General features: G+C 48.1%; 14 protein-coding genes. 10 read left to right on the top strand and 4 right to left on the bottom strand.

All coding sequences use genetic code 11. The features are described from left to right. Nucleotides 1-209 precede the first annotated feature (209 nt). Nucleotides 210-674 carry a GNAT family N-acetyltransferase gene (locus tag M1D61_RS13200; protein WP_458119050.1) on the top strand — a complete coding sequence of 155 codons (465 nt, stop codon included), beginning with the start codon at nt 210-212 and terminating at the stop codon, nt 672-674. 102 nt (nt 675-776) lie between these two features. On the opposite strand, the gene M1D61_RS13195 is transcribed toward M1D61_RS13200, so the two are convergent. Further along, entirely contained in the window at nt 777-1,193 is a 417-nt protein-coding gene (locus M1D61_RS13195; RefSeq protein WP_458119048.1) for a DUF4253 domain-containing protein, read from the bottom strand. 577 nt (nt 1,194-1,770) lie between these two features. Between M1D61_RS13195 and M1D61_RS13190 the strand changes: the two genes are divergently transcribed. Further along, nucleotides 1,771-4,656 (top strand): 2-oxoglutarate dehydrogenase E1 component, encoded by a 2,886-nt coding sequence (locus tag M1D61_RS13190; protein WP_458119046.1) that lies wholly within the window; start codon nt 1,771-1,773, stop codon nt 4,654-4,656. 6 nt (nt 4,657-4,662) lie between these two features. Next, complete coding sequence (gene odhB / locus M1D61_RS13185; protein ID WP_458119044.1) at nt 4,663-5,964, top strand: 2-oxoglutarate dehydrogenase complex dihydrolipoyllysine-residue succinyltransferase; 1,302 nt, start codon at nt 4,663-4,665, stop codon at nt 5,962-5,964. A gap of 181 nt (nt 5,965-6,145) precedes the next feature. Here the strand turns inward: odhB and M1D61_RS13180 are convergent, their stop codons facing one another. After that, nucleotides 6,146-7,672 carry a glycine betaine uptake BCCT transporter gene (locus tag M1D61_RS13180; protein WP_458119042.1) on the bottom strand — a complete coding sequence of 509 codons (1,527 nt, stop codon included), beginning with the start codon at nt 7,670-7,672 and terminating at the stop codon, nt 6,146-6,148. Between the two features lie 584 nt (nt 7,673-8,256). Here M1D61_RS13180 and M1D61_RS13175 point away from each other — a divergent pair. The 4 genes from M1D61_RS13175 to M1D61_RS13160 all read left to right on the top strand — a co-directional run bounded on the left by M1D61_RS13175 (nt 8,257) and on the right by M1D61_RS13160 (nt 12,523). Beyond that, nucleotides 8,257-8,802: an N-acetyltransferase family protein gene (locus tag M1D61_RS13175; protein ID WP_458119040.1), complete on the top strand. Its 546-nt coding sequence runs from the start codon at nt 8,257-8,259 to the stop codon at nt 8,800-8,802. Between the two features lie 422 nt (nt 8,803-9,224). Further along, nucleotides 9,225-10,655 carry a sugar porter family MFS transporter gene (locus M1D61_RS13170; protein ID WP_458119038.1) on the top strand — a complete coding sequence of 477 codons (1,431 nt, stop codon included), beginning with the start codon at nt 9,225-9,227 and terminating at the stop codon, nt 10,653-10,655. A gap of 250 nt (nt 10,656-10,905) precedes the next feature. Beyond that, a complete protein-coding gene (locus M1D61_RS13165; RefSeq protein ID WP_458119036.1) occupies nt 10,906-11,841 on the top strand; it encodes an aldo/keto reductase in 936 nt (311 codons plus the stop codon). 217 nt (nt 11,842-12,058) lie between these two features. Then, nucleotides 12,059-12,523: a ribosomal maturation YjgA family protein gene (locus tag M1D61_RS13160; RefSeq protein WP_458119035.1), complete on the top strand. Its 465-nt coding sequence runs from the start codon at nt 12,059-12,061 to the stop codon at nt 12,521-12,523. A gap of 328 nt (nt 12,524-12,851) precedes the next feature. Here M1D61_RS13160 and M1D61_RS13155 read toward each other — a convergent pair whose 3' ends face one another. Continuing rightward, on the bottom strand, nt 12,852-13,331 hold the full coding sequence (locus tag M1D61_RS13155) for a CYTH domain-containing protein (protein WP_458119033.1): 480 nt from the start codon (nt 13,329-13,331) through the stop codon (nt 12,852-12,854). 250 nt (nt 13,332-13,581) lie between these two features. Here M1D61_RS13155 and M1D61_RS13150 point away from each other — a divergent pair, with 250 nt between their 5' ends. After that, the gene (locus tag M1D61_RS13150; protein WP_458119031.1) at nt 13,582-14,040 is read left to right on the top strand and encodes a DIP1984 family protein; all 459 of its coding nucleotides are present in this window, start codon (nt 13,582-13,584) and stop codon (nt 14,038-14,040) included. A 446-nt stretch (nt 14,041-14,486) separates the two neighbouring features. Further along, on the top strand, nt 14,487-15,050 hold the full coding sequence (locus tag M1D61_RS13145; RefSeq protein ID WP_458119029.1) for a nitroreductase family protein: 564 nt from the start codon (nt 14,487-14,489) through the stop codon (nt 15,048-15,050). 163 nt (nt 15,051-15,213) lie between these two features. Here M1D61_RS13145 and M1D61_RS13140 read toward each other — a convergent pair whose 3' ends face one another. After that, complete coding sequence (locus M1D61_RS13140; RefSeq protein WP_458119027.1) at nt 15,214-15,681, bottom strand: hypothetical protein; 468 nt, start codon at nt 15,679-15,681, stop codon at nt 15,214-15,216. 607 nt (nt 15,682-16,288) lie between these two features. On the opposite strand from M1D61_RS13140, the gene M1D61_RS13135 reads away from it, so the two are divergent. Continuing rightward, the gene (locus M1D61_RS13135; RefSeq protein WP_458119025.1) at nt 16,289-16,603 is read left to right on the top strand and encodes a TIGR04104 family putative zinc finger protein; all 315 of its coding nucleotides are present in this window, start codon (nt 16,289-16,291) and stop codon (nt 16,601-16,603) included. The last annotated feature ends 123 nt before the right edge of the window (nt 16,604-16,726 follow it).

The following is a 16,726-nucleotide window of genomic DNA, read 5'->3' as shown; positions in this document are numbered from 1 at the left end:
TGCATCCAATTACGCAGCAGTGCTCTTTTTGAGTTGGTTATTAGGCTTGTTATACGTAGAAATTAAAACCGCTTAATCGGCAGCATGAGCAGTCGATATGCGTTTGCTGCCGTGCAGAGACAGGTAACACAAGGTGGTATCTTGCCAATTTGCCGGTCAGCATATATATTGAATAATATTTTAAATGAGAATGGGTAGAGGTGAAGATAATGACGTGGCATATCAAGCATTTTGATGAACTGAGCACCAGGGAGCTATATCGTATTCTGAAGGAACGAACCGACATTTTCGTGGTCGAGCAAAATTGCCCGTATCCCGAAGTGGATGGCAGGGATCTGGACTGTTATCACCTGTTCAAGCTGGAAAATGAACAGATCGCCGCCTATGCCCGTCTGCTGCCGCCGGGAGTAGCCTATTCGCAGGCTTCGATTGGCCGGGTCATCGTACCTTCCATTCACCGTGGTAAAGGCTATGCCGGTGAGCTGTTCGCACGTGCCGTGGATTTTATCCAGCAGGAGCTGCATGAAGTGGAAATCAAAATCCAGGCGCAGGAGTATCTGTGTCGGTTCTATGGTTCATATGGATTCGAACCGATTTCCGAATCGTATCTGGAGGATGGCATCCCGCATGTGGATATGCTGCTCAAGGAACGCAGGGTGCAGCAGCAGATCTGAGCATTTACCTACAGGCTGCTATGCATGGTCATATCTCTGCATAACGCCTGTAAACCTCGCTGCAAATTGTAGAGCCTGACGGTAGTGTAGAAACGGCATTTATTAATCCCACCAGAAATACCAGCTTGTTGAATCTTTCAAATGGCTGGCGAGTCCACGAATCGAAGCGGTTGACCCGGCTGCCTGGTAGACAATATCACTGCAAAAAGCAAACTGTTCTTTTGCCAGCGCTTCTGCAGCCGTATCGTCCACAGGCGGGCGGGTTAGTTTCATTTCCCAGGTGTCATGAGTAACGACAGCAGGGATAGCGCCATATTTCTGATACCAGTGGGAGAAGACCGCAGCCTGTTCTTCGGGAAATGGACATGAATTGAAACCGCCCATAGGCACCCAGGCAGCCACCTCCCAGGCTGATCTTGTAGGAATCTTGGCGATAATGATCTCCGGATAGGGTGCTGTTTGATGCTGATGAATGTACAGCTGATGATTCGGCACAGCCGCAGTAAAATTTCCCCACAAATCGAACTCCCCTCCTGCTTCCTCGTCCGATACACTATCGTTCCAGCGCTGCTCCAGCAGTAGGTTAAACAGCATGATGGAAGACAGACAGAAGGGAGGAAAGACACAATTTCGCCTTTAATTCCAATGAACCAGAGGAGAGACTAAAATTCGATTCCTGATCTTCTTCCCTATCTGGTTAGATTTGGACAAAATAGATAAAAATTAAAATTGGAAATCTATACCTGACTATTGTAGAATGGGAAATGTAGAGCGGATCACAGTTCGAATAAGGGGGCATGAACAGCCAAGTATTACTTCAAAAGATGCTCAATGTCATGGACAAACTCTTGCTAGACGATTTGCTAAAATTGTATTTTTTTGATTAATAGTCATATTTCGCTCTAATCAGGCTAAAAAACCTGAATTATTCTCTACACACCCCAAAGAAAACGTTTTCTTAACTTAGCATCGCTTTTCCTCGCTGATAGTCCCATTTTAGACTATTTTGTGATTAATCAGATAGAGGTATAATTGAAAGTGTTGCAATTCCGTCACAAAAATATTCACAAAAAATTCAAGACGGAGGGAATCCTCGATGACAATCGACGAATCAAACAGACCATCTTTATGGCAATCCTATTACGGGCCCAATCTGGGGTACGTACAGGAACAGTATGAAAAGTACAAACAGGATCCTAATTCGGTTGATGAGGGATACCGAGCGCTATTTGAACAGCATGGGGAACCTGTAGCTCCTGCCGCAGCATTTTCCGGCCAGGCAGCAGACAATGGTACTAGTACCCCGGGTAAAGTAGATACCAATCTATTAAAGAAAGCGGTTGCAGCGGAACGATTAGTTTGGAATATCCGTACATACGGACATTTGGCAGCAGATATCGACCCGCTTGGACTGAGTACGCCTTCGGATGTACGTCTGCTTGATCCGCAGGAATACGGATTGGGACAGCGCGATCTGGCTCAGCTTCCCGCATCTCTGATCTGGGAAAATGCGCCGGAAGAAGCACGTGACGGATGGGAAGCCATTCAGATCCTGCGCCAGAAATATACCGGACCGATCGCTTACGAATTCTCGCATGTACATGATGAGAAGGAGCGCAACTGGCTCAATCGTCAGGTAGAGACGAACTCTTCTACCCAGCCGCTCAGCGACGAGGAGAAACTGCAGCTGCTGCATCGTCTCGTTGAGGTAGAACAATTTGAAGAGTTCCTGCACAAGACATTTGTCGGTCAGAAACGTTTCTCCATTGAAGGCAACGATGCGCTCGTGCCGATGCTGGATACGATTGTGCGTATTGCCGCGCGCGGCGGAGCACGACATGTATTAATGGGCATGGCTCACCGCGGACGTCTGAACGTACTGGCTCATGTGCTCAACAAGCCATACGGCAAAATTTTCTCCGAATTCCAGCATTCTCCGAATAAGGACATGATGCCATCGGAAGGTTCCATGGGCATTAACTTTGGCTGGACCGGCGACGTAAAATATCATCTGGGTGCACGTTATTCCATGACCGAGGAAGGGCAGAGCTTTGAGACTCGCCTGACGCTGGCGAATAACCCGAGTCACCTGGAATATGTAAACCCTGTCGTGGAAGGTTTCACCCGCGCGGCGCAGGATGATCGCAGCGAGAAGGGTTACCCGCGTCAGGACAAGGACAAGGCTGCAGCGATCATCATGCACGGTGACGCCGCGTTTGCCGGTGAAGGGATTGTAGCGGAGACGCTCAACTTTAACCAGCTGCCTGGTTTCCAGAACGGTGGTACGATTCATATTATCGTCAATAACCGCCTCGGCTTCACGACAGACAGCAAGGATTCCCGTTCCACACACTACGCCAGTGACCTGGCTAAAGGCTATGAGATCCCGGTGGTGCACGTGAACGCGGATGATCCGGAAGCCTGTCTGCGCGCTGCAGAGATGGCGATGCAATACCGTAATCTGTTCAAAAAGGATTTCCTGATCGATCTGATCGGTTACCGCAGATACGGACACAATGAAGCGGATGATCCGGAGACTACCCAGCCGCTCATGTATGGTAAAGTAAAAAATCATATGCGTGTCGCGTCCCTGTACGGCAAAAAGCTGGCAGAGCGCGGTGTGGCAGACAGCCAGCAGTATGAGAAATACAAAAATGAAGTGCAGGACAGCCTGAAAGCGATCTACGACCAAGTGAAGAACGATGACAGCCAGCAGACATTCGGTCCGATGAATCCAGCTGGTGAAGGTGCTGCCAAAGCTTCCACACAGACCGCCGTACCGGCTGACCTGCTGAGCAAAATCAACCAGGGTCTGCTGACTTGGCCGGACAACTTCAGCGTCTATCCGAAGCTGCAGCGTATTCTGGAGCGTCGTACCAATGCTCTGGCTCCAGATGGCAAAGTCGACTGGGGTCATGCCGAGACACTGGCCTTTGCAACCATTCTTGCCGAAGGCAAGCCAATCCGGATTACCGGACAGGATGCGGAACGCGCGACATTTGCTCACCGTAACCTGGTGCTGCATGATGCCAAGACCGGGGAAGAGTTCTGCCCGCTGCATCGCCTGCCGGAAGCCAGAGCTTCCTTTGCGGTTCATAACAGTCCGCTCTCCGAAGCAGCGGTTATCGGATTTGAATATGGATATAATGTACACGCACCCGAGACACTCGTTATCTGGGAAGCCCAGTACGGTGACTTCGTCAATGCGGGACAGGTTCTGATTGACCAGTTCATCTCCGCCGGACGCAGCAAATGGACCCAGAAGTCCAGCCTCGTTATGCTGCTGCCGCACGGTTATGAAGGTATGGGACCGGAGCACTCCAGTGCACGTCCGGAGCGCTTCCTGCAGCTGGCGGGTGAGGATAACTTCACCGTAGCCAATCTGACATCCGCTTCCCAGTACTTCCATCTGCTGCGCCGTCAGGCACTGAGCACAGAGACAGAAGAAGCCCGTCCGCTCGTCGTGATGGCGCCGAAGAGTCTGATTCGTAACCCGCGTGTCGCTTCTGCAGCGACAGAACTGAGCGAAGGCAGCTTCAGGCCGGTAATCGAGCAGAAGGGTCTGGGCGACAAGAAAGCTGCAGTGGAACGCGTTATTCTGTGTACCGGTAAAGTGGCGATCGACCTCGAAGAAGCATTGGACAAAGAAAAGGATACCGATTTCTCCTGGCTGCACATTATCCGTGTCGAGCAGCTGTATCCGTTCCCGAAAGAAGAAATCACCAAGATCCTGTCCGGTTTTACCAATCTCCAGGAAATTATCTGGGTACAGGAAGAACCGAAAAATATGGGCTACTGGACATATATGGATTCCAGACTCCGTGAAGTGGCACCGGAAGGCAGCAGTGTAAGCTACATCGGCCGTCCGGAACGTTCCAGCCCGGCAAGTGGTTATCAGCATATTCACGCCATCGAACAACAGCGTATAATGACATCAGCACTCAAACCAAATTCGTTGAAAAACATATCCCTGGGGAGGTAACCAGCTGTGAGCGAAATTAAAGTACCTGAAATGGGCGAGTCTATAACCGAAGGAACCGTATCGAAATGGGTAGTCAAAGAAGGAGATACGGTCAGCCAGGGCGATGTCCTGCTGGAACTGGAAACCGATAAAGTCAATCTGGAAATCAGCGCCGAAGAAGATGGAGTGATCGAATCTATCACCAAGCAGGAAGGCGAGACCGTTCAGGTCGGCGAATCCGTAGGCGTAATCAGCGCAGGCGGCGCCAAAGTACAACCGAGTGCAGAAGCTGCACCGGAAATACCGCCAACACAGGAGACAGCGCCATCGTCCCAGCCTGCACAGGCGAACGAACAGGCTCGTGAATCCAAAACCGATCTGGCAGCAGCTGTAGCAGCCAGCAAGCCAGATAATGGGGATACAATAGCTACACCAGCTGCACGCAAACTGGCTCGTGAGCGCGGTATCGATCTGAACAGCGTACAGGGCAACGATCCAATGGGCAGAGTGAAGCATGATGACGTGCGCAAGCATGAAGACAAGCCGACCAACCTGGGCGCTGCACCTACCAAAACAGTCGGTTCTTCCGCGCCGGCGTCCAAGCCTGCACCGGAAAGCAATCCGGCCAAACCGGCAGACCGTGTTCCAATGTCCCGCCGCCGCCGTACAATCGCGAACCGTCTGGTGGAAGCACAACATAATGCAGCGATGCTGACTACATTCAACGAAGTAGATATGACAGCGATCCTGGATGTGCGCAAGCGCCGCAAGGACAAGTTCAAAGAGAAGCATGATGTGGGCCTTGGCTTTATGTCCTTCTTTACCAAAGCGGTTGTCGGCGCGCTCAAAGCATATCCAATGGTCAATGCCGAGATTGATGGCGATGATGTGATCATGAAGCATTACTATGACATCGGTATTGCCGTATCTGCCAAGGAAGGTCTCGTTGTACCGGTTGTCCGTGATGCAGACCGTCTGGGCTTTGCCGGTATCGAGAAAGAAATCGCCAGCCTGGCATCCAAAGCGCGCAGCAACACGCTGTCCCTGGCTGAGCTGCAGGGCGGTACGTTTACGATTACCAATGGTGGCGTATTCGGTTCCCTGCTGTCCACACCAATCCTGAATGCACCACAGGTAGGTATTCTGGGTATGCACAAAATCCAGCTGCGTCCGGTTGCAATCGATGCTGAGCGTATGGAGAACCGTCCAATGATGTACATCGCTCTGTCTTATGACCACCGTATTATCGACGGCAGCGAAGCGGTTAGCTTCCTGGTTAAAGTGAAAGAACTGCTGGAAGATCCGGAGACACTACTGATCGAAGGCTAATGTATAGTACCTTTTGAAATGTTGAATAGCCCTATCACAAAGAGCCTTCCTGCTGCAGGAGGGCTCTTTGTGATAGGGCAAAGCGATATAAAAAATGCAAAAAAGCACCCATAAAGGGTGCTTGAATGAGGACCAGAGCAACTGCATTTGCAGTGTAATATTGTCATAAACGGTAATCAGATCACTTCTTTTTTTCAACTGGAGGCTGCACTCCGCTTTTCTTACGGGACATATCCTTCACATCCTGATTAAGCACTTTCAGCAGGCTTACGGCCATAAGTATAATGACCAGGGAGAAGGGAAGTGCGGCGATAATCATCGTGTTCTGAAGGGCCTGAAGGCCACCGGAATAAAGCAGCACCAGAGCTATCGCTGTGAGCAGAAGACCCCATACCATTTTCAAAGTGTTATTCGGATTTTGAGAACCATTGGTAGTCATCATTCCCAGCACAAATGTACCCGAATCAGCCGAAGTGATAAAGAATGTACTGATCAGACAAATAGCAACGATGGAGATAACGGTGCCCAGTGGGAAAGTCGATAGCATCCCAAACAGGGACTCTTCTGTAGCCAAAGCCGATATGATCTTGATACCGCCGCGCTCGAGCGCAATGGCAGAACCTCCAAAAACAGAGAACCATAAAAAGCTGATCAGTGAAGGCGCGAGCAGAACATAAGTAACGAATTCACGAATGGTACGGCCTTTGGATACACGGGCAATGAAGATACCTACAAATGGAGACCATGCAATCCACCATGCCCAGTAAAAGATAGTCCAGGTATTAATCCAATTTCGATTTTCCAAATTAAGAGGAGCCAGACGCAGGCTCATATTAACGAAGTTCTGCAAATATTTACCCATTGTGTCCGTAAACAAATTAAGGGTGAACAGCGTAGGTCCAAATATAAATACGAGCAGGAACAGAGCGGCGGCAAGCAGCATATTGGCGTTACTGAGAATTTTGATTCCTTTGCCAAGTCCGCTTAGAGCCGAAATCATAAACAGAATTGTAACAACCAAAATAATGATAAATTGACTGGTAATGTTGGAAGGAATACCAAACAGATAAGATAGTCCACCGTTGATCTGCACAGCGCCAAAACCAAGAGAGGTAGCAACCCCGATAACAGTTGCAATAACAGCGATCACATCGACAGCTTTGCCGATTGGACCATTCGCATGGCGGCCAATGACAGGCTTCAAGGTTGAACTGATCAGCCCGGCTTCCCCACGTTTAAACATAAAGTAAGCCAGAGACAAAGCAACGATACCGTAGACTGCCCAGGCATGAATGCCCCAGTGGAAAAAGGTATACTGCATGGCGTCACGTACCGCCTGATCGCTTCCTGTTTCTCCTGTTGGAGAACTGATGGCAAAGTGGCTGATCGGTTCTGCTGTTCCGTAGAACACAAGTCCGATGCCCACACCGGCACTGAATAACATGGCGACCCAGGTTGGACGGGAAAATTCAGGCTTGTCCTCCGGTTTTCCAAGCTTGATCTTGCCTACAGGACTAACGAGCAGATAGAGACAAATAGCGACAAAAGCCGTGACGATAATGAGGTAATACCAGCCAAACGTATTGGTGATAAAAGATTCGGTAGTGCTGGTGAAACTTTCGAATGCTTCAGGTGCGGTTACACCGATTAAAACCAGGATCAGCAAAATGGATGCTGAAATATAAAATACATTTGTTGCTTTTTTCATGAATTAATTGACAACTCCCATCTTTGATATGCTCGCAGAGGGTATTTACTTTTGGATTTGCGAGTCGGTCAAGCACACTTACGAAATTTCATGATTTCCGTTTTGCTATTGATCTTACTCGTCCTCATATGCTTTACGCTATAGGTCGATTTTGTCGATTCTTCTTGCAAAATAGGCCCGGTCCGGCGTTTGCGGTCTTCATTATAACCAAGATAAAAAAACAATGCAAAAAGATAACCCTGTAAATGATACAATGTAAACGCAACCATTACAAGTAGATAAAGGGATGCCAAATTTTAAAAAATTATATTTTACACGGCAGGAATTGCATGCAGCAGATGAGTCGAGGAGGAGTTTCTTTACTTTAACGAGCACTGTCTGAAATCAATCACTGAATACAAATATCGTATTTATGGGAGAAAATGATAAGCATATTTTTGAAAAAAATCTAAATAAGATTAATTTGAGAGGAGATGTCATTATAAATTTTACTCTACAAAGGACGCTGGCTGCAAACATTTCGCTAAATAACATTCAGCAGGTATAATGTAAATAAAAGTATATTATCCGAGGAGGATTACATAATGATTATTGATGAACGTACCTATCATATCAAGGGACTGGACTATATCATTCGCTCGGCAAGGCCGGAAGATGCTGCTATTCTGTCAGAAGTACGGCTGCAGATTGACGGTGAGACCGAGAATCTGGATCGCAGGCGGGGGGAAGCGTTTCTGGAGCCGGAAGCTTTTGAACAGCTGATCCGCAGTGACTCGGAGAAAGATACCAATCTTTTTCTGGTAGCAGAGACACCGAACAAGATTGTAGGCTTCTCCCGCTGTGAAGGCAGCCCACTGAGCCGATTGGCTCATAAAGTGGAATTTGGCGTGGGTGTTCTGCGTGACTACTGGGGACACGGCATCGGCAAGCATCTGCTGGAACAATCCATCGCCTGGTCCGACCAGACCGGCATTCAGAAGATGACACTGCATGTATTGGAGACCAACGTAACGGCTATTGAACTGTACAAAAAGGCAGGATTCGAAATCGAAGGCGTATTGAAGCGGGATCGCCTGCTGGCAGACGGCAACTACTACAATACGGTGGTGATGGGCCGGTTCAGAGTATAGATGAACTTCTGCCGTGATAGATCCTGTAGCTATGACACCTAATGCATGTATTTCAGGATTATAAAGACTCCGAAATCTGCTCCGACTTCCAGATAATATACAAATAAATACATCTTGCCAGCCATCGTCTAACAGTCGATAAGGCTGGCTTTTTGCTGCATATAACTATTATTACTTATCCAAGCAAGATAGCAAGAACGATTAAACTTTAAAAAGTATGGGTATATTGAATTTACGGAAGTACAACATAAATATAGAGAAACGGATAAGAATCCGACGTACAACACAGAAGAGTCATGGACCGGATGCAGATGTAAGCTCGTTCATGAACACACATCATCGGCCGATGGATAGGTTTACCTTTGCAGCCGCAGCCAGACTCCTTCTGCCTGAAGTACGGAAATCATAAAGGAGTGGGTGCTATGCAACACGAGAACAACGATGCCGCGAGTCAAAAGGCATTCCTGCGCAAGATCGTTCTGATTTCCACACTGGGTGGACTATTATTTGGTTACGATACCGGGGTTATCAACGGTGCACTGCCGTTTATGTCCGCACCGGATCAATTAAACCTGACTTCCTTTACGGAAGGTCTGGTGACCAGCTCACTGCTGCTGGGAGCAGCCTTTGGTGCAGTGATGGGCGGCCGACTGTCTGATGCGATTGGACGGCGCCGCAGTATCAAGTATCTGGCTGTATTATTCTTCTTTGCAACGATTGGTTCCGCGCTATCCCCGAGTGTACCGATTATGGTCACCTGCCGCTTCATACTGGGGCTCGCTGTCGGCGGCGCTTCGGTTACCGTTCCTTCCTATCTGGCCGAGATTTCACCGGCCAACCAGCGTGGCGGTATCGTCACTCGCAATGAGTTAATGATTGTCAGCGGTCAGCTGCTTGCCTTTATCTGTAATGCGATCCTTGGTACAACAATGGGTGACAATACACATATCTGGCGCTACATGCTGGCGATTGCCTCCATTCCTGCCGTGTTCCTGTTTATCGGAATGTTCCGTGTACCGGAAAGCCCGCGTTGGCTCGTTACACAGGATGAGAATAAACGTGCATTTCGTATTCTAAGAAGAATGCGCAGCGAGAAACAAGCGATTCGCGAGATCAAGGAGATCACAGCGAATACCGAAGTAGAAGAAGATACGGAAAAAGCCAGCTTCAAAGATCTGGCGATTCCATGGATTCGCCGCATCGTGCTGATCGGTATTGGTATCGGTATGGTACAGCAGATTACCGGTGTCAACTCGATCATGTACTATGGTACCGAGATTCTCAGGGATTCCGGATTTGGCACCAATGCCGCACTGATCGGTAATATTGCGAACGGCGTCATCTCGGTAGCTGCGACATTCCTCGGGATGTGGCTCGTCGGCCGCGTTGGCCGTCGTCCGATGCTCATTACCGGCCTGGCCGGTACAACCAGCGCACTGCTGCTGATTGCGATTCTGTCCAATATGCTCGCAGGTACAGCGGCACTGCCTTATGTCATTCTGGGTCTGACTGTTACGTTCCTCGCTTTCCAGCAGGGAGCCGTTTCACCGGTCACCTGGCTGATGCTGTCCGAAGTGTTTCCGCTCAAGCTGCGCGGTTTCGGTATGGGTGTCAGTGTATTCTGCAGCTGGATGGTCAACTTTACAGTGGGTCTGCTGTTCCCGGTATTGTCCGGTGCATTCGGTCTATCCGCGACATTCTATATTTTCGTGGTACTGGGCATCGCAGCGATCACCTTTGCAGCCAAGTTCCTGCCGGAGACCCGTGGTCTTACACTGGAGCAGGTGGAGCAAAAGTTCCGTGAATTTGGCAAAAAACGAGTGAAAACCACTCCAAGTCCTGCAGCTAAATAATTTCTGAGAAATAGCCTTATAAGCAACACAGAGAGACCCGGCAGTAAATGCGGGTCTCTCTTGCCTGTAATCATCCAGATTGAATAAAAAGTAAGAAGGGTATACAAAATATAGACTTCCCCCGGATAAATCTGCAGGAAGCTTGCATCAATAACAGTCTACAAAAGCTACATAGACATAGACATCACTGCAGCGGGTTTATGCGGATCAGGGAAGCAAGCCTCGAATCACGAAAGGAGCAGATCAACAGATGAGACAGCAGAAACGAATCGGTACAACCGAACTGATGGTTACCCCTATTGGCCTCGGTACGAACAAAGTCGGAGGACATAATCTGTTTCCCAACCTGAAGGATGAAGAAGGCAGGGATATTGTACGTCGTGCACTGGAGCTTGGTATTGACTTTCTGGATACGGCGTATATTTACGGACCTGCACGGTCAGAGGAACTGATCGGCGAAGTGTTGAAAGAGACCGGTCAGCGAGAAAATGTCATTATCGCCACCAAAGGCGCCCACAAAATTGAAGGTGAGAATACACTCATCGATAACTCCCCGGCTTTCCTGCGGCAGTCGGTAGAAGAGAGCCTCAAGCGGCTGCAGACCGACTATATCGATCTGTATTATATCCATTTCCCGGATAAAGATACGCCAAAGGATGAAGCGGTTGGTGAACTGAAAAAGCTCAAAGATGAAGGTAAAATCCGTGCGATCGGTGTATCCAACTTCTCACTCGAGCAGCTCAAGCAAGCGAACCGCCATGGCGATGTGGATGTACTGCAATCCAATTACAATCTGCTGGAGCGTGAAGTGGAGCAGGAGTTTTTCCCTTATTTAATAGAAAATAAAATTTCATTCGTGCCGTACTTCCCGCTCGCTTCCGGCTTGCTGGGCGGTAAATATACCAAAGACACTCCGCTGACTGACAGCCAGAAGAAAAAGCCTCTGTTCCAGGAAGGCAATTATGAACGGAATCTGGACAAAATCGATCAGCTGCAGAGTATTGCCGAGGAAGTGAACTCTGCTGTTGCCAACGTAGCGCTCGCCTGGTATCTGACACGCGACTGCATTGATGTGGTCATTCCCGGCACCAAAAATCCCCAGCAGCTGGAAGATAACCTCAAAACGCTGGATGTCCATCTGTCCGAAGAGCAGATCAAGCGAATTGACCAGATTTTTGCTGTATAAGTCAAAAAAAGGCAGCGAAGAATTATCTTCCTGCCTTTTTTAATGCTGTTTATTTATAACCAATAAAAAGTCAATATATGAAAAATTCATAAATACCATCTGTTCTGCAGCCTCAATTTCGAATTGCATCATACAAATTGTTATAATGAGAAGGAGGGCGGCGAATATATACAGATCACATCATTTTTGAATACATAAGATAGAAGGAGCACCTGTTATGATGATTCCCAAATATGATTTCTATTCATCCTCTACCGGCAGCCATTCTAACGGAAGACACAGCAGTCGTATGCTATATCTGAGTGCGGTTATCCTGACAATACTGCTTGGTCTGGCTTCCCGCCGATATGAGGCGGTGCTGCCTGGCTGGATCGCCGCTCATGCAGGGGATGCACTGTGGGCAGCAATGATATACTGGGGCCTGCGGCTGCTGACATGGCCGCGTCGTCCTTTTCTCGCTGCGATCGGCGCATTGTTATTCAGTTACTTCATTGAATGCAGCCAGCTGTACCAGGCAGAATGGATCAATCGTATTCGTGATACGACCCTGGGGGCATTGATCCTGGGGCATGGTTTTCTGTTCGCTGACCTATGGCGGTATACTGCAGGTGTATGTATTGCTCTGGTACTGGATAGCGCTGGACGATGGATTTGCCGGTATGTCAAAAATATTCACAAATAGGAGGAATACTATGTCTCCCATTCCCCCCCCCCTTTGAAAAAGATAAAAACAGTCATCCTTCCGCCAATTAAAATTTTATTTGAGATACGGCAGCCTGACCCGCCAATCCGGTGCAATATGCTTTGCAAAAAAGAGAAGGTACGTATATGGTTTACTTTTTCTAATCGTTATTGACTGGATGCATGTATACGAAGAGAAAGAGGAAGCGGACGAATAGTATGTATCTTTTAGCGAATGCAAGGACGGTCTGACGTTTCTTGCTGCCAGAGGAGCGAAGGTCAAAAGCTTCGCTCCTTTCAAAGGACAGCAGCTTTTTTAGTAAAGTCGGTTACTTCTGCTGAATCTCCTGCCACAACCGGCTGTTCAGATACTGCTCCTGCTCGGTCACATCTTCACCGAACCAGTCCGGCGCTTCATAGGCATGGAATTCATCTTCGCTGTCGAATTCGATCTCGATCGTCATGAGCCCTTCCTGCGCCGTATTATGGTAGATGTCCATATCGTAGGTATGGCCGTCCAGTCGTACTTTATGACGTGTTTTCTTAAGGGGAGTGACCTGCAGACGCTCGGTCAGCTGCTCATACATGTCCCGGCCGATATAGAATTCTGTCTCATCCCGGGAGATGCCGCGTCCGGCTTTGTGGGTCATAGTGAACGTCTCTTCATTATTGCTGAGGAGCCGACGGACGCGCAGCGATTCATTTTCCGTAGAAGCCAGATAGGTCTGATCGATCTCCTGGGTACGTGTAATATCCAGATCGTCCGGGTAAGAGGTAAGCAGATATTTTCGTTCGATTTCCTGTGCCATAGTTATGCCTCCTAAAGGAAATAAGTAATAAGTACATGGGTAAGCAGAGATGATGGGGCAGATGCTGTCAGATTTGCAATAGGTCCAGATTTACTTTTATAATACTATACAATAGCCCGGTTGCCGAATATTGCGGCAGCAGGCTTACTGAATATTACGCTGCATGAGCCAACCAGGAAATAAAACAGCAATCCATTTTACAGGCAGGTTAATGACTGCTTATATGATACATACTAATTGAGGTGACGTTATGAAACTGGCAGAAGCACTGATTTTGCGTTCCGATCTGCAAAAGCGTTTTGAGCAGGTCAAATATCGTCTGACTACCAATTCCAAGATTCAGGAAGGAGAAGAGCCAGCCGAGCAGCCTGCAGGTCTGTTAAAGGAAATGGATGAACTGCTGGGTCAACTGGCTCTGCTCATTCAACAGATCAATCGGACCAACAATACGGTTAGACTGGATGATACACGTACTCTGGCGGATGGTCTCGTCGAACGCGATATATTGTCGATGCGGCGCCAGGCCTTAACCGAGCTGGCCCAGTCGGCGAGTATACGGCAGGATCGATTCACCCGGACCGAGGTGCGTTTTATATCGACTGTTGATGTAGGGGAACTGCAGCGCGAGGCAGATCAGCTCGCCAAAACATATCGTGAGCTGGATACACGCATTCAGGAAATGAACTGGCTTACCACTTTGCTGGACTGATCACTTTGTCCGGTTCATATACCGGTTAAAACGAATATATAACCAGTATAGAAATATCGTTCCTGCAAGCAGGTAATTATTCCGAATAAAGTGAGTACACACCGCCAACTGGTTAAAGTTGGACTGGAGGTAAGGGTGAGGGGCCACCCTGGAGGTTCGAGTCCTCTTATAACCATTATGCCTTGTATTGTTACATGCGTACCAATCACACATACACTTAACTACCACGTGCTGGTTATTCGGTTAATGAGGGCGGGTCAGGGGATTTGCAGGAACCCCATAGCTTACAGGCATTACATAGACCGGTTTTATAAAATATAGGATGGTTACTAGAGATGTTGGCTGAACGAACCTGACGATAATAATGTTAAAATTAGAGATTTCCGCAGGATTGGTGTACAATAAGCAGGTAATGTATTGAGAATGATTATCAGGGAGGAATATTCATGTCCATATCCGAAAGTATCCGCAATCGCCGCTCGGTCGGTAAAGTAAAACCTGATCCTATCGCACGTGAGCATATTGAACAGATCCTCGAAGCCGGCATCTGGGCACCGAATCATCGCCTGACCGAGCCGTGGAAGTTCTTCGTACTGGAAGGCGATGGACGCTACAAGCTGGGCGATGCCCTCGTCAATGTCGCCCGCGCCCAAGGAGCGGATGAAGAGAAAGCCGCTTCTGCCCGCAACAAGGTAGAACGCGCACCCGTCATTATCGCAGTAGCGGTTGAACCGGAAGACAATGCCAAAGTCATCGAACTGGAAGAATACGGCGCTGTATTCGCAGCCATTCAGAATATGCTGCTGGAGATTCACGAACTGGGTCTTGGCGCTGTCTGGAGAAGCGGCGAGCCATGCTACCATCCAGAGATGAACAAAGCTTTTGGCCTGAGTGAGAAAGGCAAAATGCTTGGCTTTATCTATCTGGGCGTACCGGAACGCACCGATCTGACGAGCAAGCGTACACCTTTTGCCGAGAAGACCGAGTGGATTAGCGAATATCATTCCTGATGGGATGTACGGATAAATGAAAGACAGTCTCACCAGACCTGCTGTATGTATACCGAGCAGATCGGGTGAGACTGTTTTTGCTTAAGCCTGATTGAGGAGCCCTTTAACATCTTCAATATATCCAGAAAAGGGAGTTATGAACATGAAGTTCAATACTTCGTTTCTATCCCCAGACCAGCGTCATGCTTCCCTGCTTGGACTCAAATCCATCGCCCGATAAAACCAGTCGAAACTTCTCGATCTTCCAGGAATCTCCACTGTCATCTACGGTTACATGAATAAGCCGATCCCCGCTAAGCGTCTGCGCTTCCTCGCCTTCTCCCAACACGACCACTTTGCGTGGAATCCATTTCTGCTTCTCTGTATCATAGCTTTCGATAGAAGCAACGACCCGCTCGCCTGGCTGCAAGTTAAAATCCGTACGAGCCAGCTCAATCATAATGAACCCATTATAAGTGCCGGAGTAAAAGACATTCGCTGCGGTGCCAATCCGGTACTCCAGCTGGGTCATCTCAATCTCTACCGCTTTTGCAGAAGAAGGTACAGCTGTAAAACCAAGCATAAACAGAGATGCAACCAACAATAGAACCCGTGCTTTGTGAAGCCCTGATGCACCTATACAATTGCCCATCACAAATTCCTTCTTTCTTATCCAAGGATAAAAATAGTGGTTTACAGTGAAAAGAAGGCATAGTGACATGCACTCCTACAGACAGCTCGTTGATGCAATACAATGCTATGGTTTTATGGCATGCGCCTCCTTCTGCCTGCGGCATATGATCCTACTCTGAAATACAGAAAGTACACCTGCGCATGGCCTGTCCGCAGTCTGTACCTATTACAATTTTAGCATGGAGCAAGTGTCGAATATCGTTGGTATATGGCAGTATGCCAGTGGAATTAACAATGCCTGTATGTTAGTATGATCATTATCCATTTATCTGGAAAATAAATAATGGAGGTACATTGTAATGAATTTGAAATTGCCAACCTGTCCTCACTGTCAGCATTCCTTCTCCTGATGGAGTGTGATGAAGACATTATGGAAATTTGCTGGTGTCACCAACTGTCCCCAGTGCAGGGTACGTCTGTATCCGCTGGTTAGTCATCGTTGGCAAACGGTATAATCTGCAGCAGCTCCACAATTACATAGTTCTATATGATATATATTTGAGCTTTCCCAATAGATCGTGTCGCTTCGTTCTGCACCACATTTTGTCAACAGGAGATGATCATGTATGCAACTGCCAATCTGTCCGAACTGTCAGCACCGATTCACCCGCAAAGAAGCATGCCGGGCAGCAGTACGAACCAAACGATCCACCTATTGTCCGAATTGTCAGACTACACTATATCCGACAGCCAATGCCCGTGCCCGTTCAGCACTCTTTCTTGCCATTTTGCAGCTGGTCGTGCTCGTCGTACTGATAAGCACGAATTCACCGCTTGGCATAGCATTGTTTATATTTGCCATCTATCTGTTCATGGTCTTCCTGTATCTTCCGTATTCTTATGAATATCATGAATACGAAGAGTCATTATTCAAGCTGTAAAGCCGCTTTATTCAGGGGATTATCGGCATTCGACCTATTTCAGCCAGAGAATTCCCTGAATAAAGGTTAACCAGAGCCTCCGTTTGTGGTAAGATGGGACACGACCATAAATCAATGAAACGG

Source organism: Paenibacillus sp. Z6-24, assembly GCF_054161335.1.
The sequence above is the reverse complement of the archived record's forward strand: the minus strand, read 5'-3'. Positions and strand labels throughout refer to the sequence as shown.

Bases quoted from the DNA above. Each gene is read 5' to 3' on its own strand.
- M1D61_RS13200 (WP_458119050.1), top strand. From the start codon at position 210: ATGACGTGGCATATCAAGCATTTTGATGAACTGAGCACCAGGGAGCTA.
- M1D61_RS13190 (WP_458119046.1), top strand. From the start codon at position 1,771: ATGACAATCGACGAATCAAACAGACCATCTTTATGGCAATCCTATTAC.
- M1D61_RS13180 (WP_458119042.1), bottom strand. From the start codon at position 7,672: ATGAAAAAAGCAACAAATGTATTTTATATTTCAGCATCCATTTTGCTG.
- M1D61_RS13175 (WP_458119040.1), top strand. From the start codon at position 8,257: ATGATTATTGATGAACGTACCTATCATATCAAGGGACTGGACTATATC.
- M1D61_RS13170 (WP_458119038.1), top strand. From the start codon at position 9,225: ATGCAACACGAGAACAACGATGCCGCGAGTCAAAAGGCATTCCTGCGC.
- M1D61_RS13165 (WP_458119036.1), top strand. From the start codon at position 10,906: ATGAGACAGCAGAAACGAATCGGTACAACCGAACTGATGGTTACCCCT.
- M1D61_RS13160 (WP_458119035.1), top strand. From the start codon at position 12,059: ATGATGATTCCCAAATATGATTTCTATTCATCCTCTACCGGCAGCCAT.
- M1D61_RS13155 (WP_458119033.1), bottom strand. From the start codon at position 13,331: ATGGCACAGGAAATCGAACGAAAATATCTGCTTACCTCTTACCCGGAC.
- M1D61_RS13150 (WP_458119031.1), top strand. From the start codon at position 13,582: ATGAAACTGGCAGAAGCACTGATTTTGCGTTCCGATCTGCAAAAGCGT.
- M1D61_RS13145 (WP_458119029.1), top strand. From the start codon at position 14,487: ATGTCCATATCCGAAAGTATCCGCAATCGCCGCTCGGTCGGTAAAGTA.
- M1D61_RS13140 (WP_458119027.1), bottom strand. From the start codon at position 15,681: ATGGGCAATTGTATAGGTGCATCAGGGCTTCACAAAGCACGGGTTCTA.
- M1D61_RS13135 (WP_458119025.1), top strand. From the start codon at position 16,289: ATGCAACTGCCAATCTGTCCGAACTGTCAGCACCGATTCACCCGCAAA.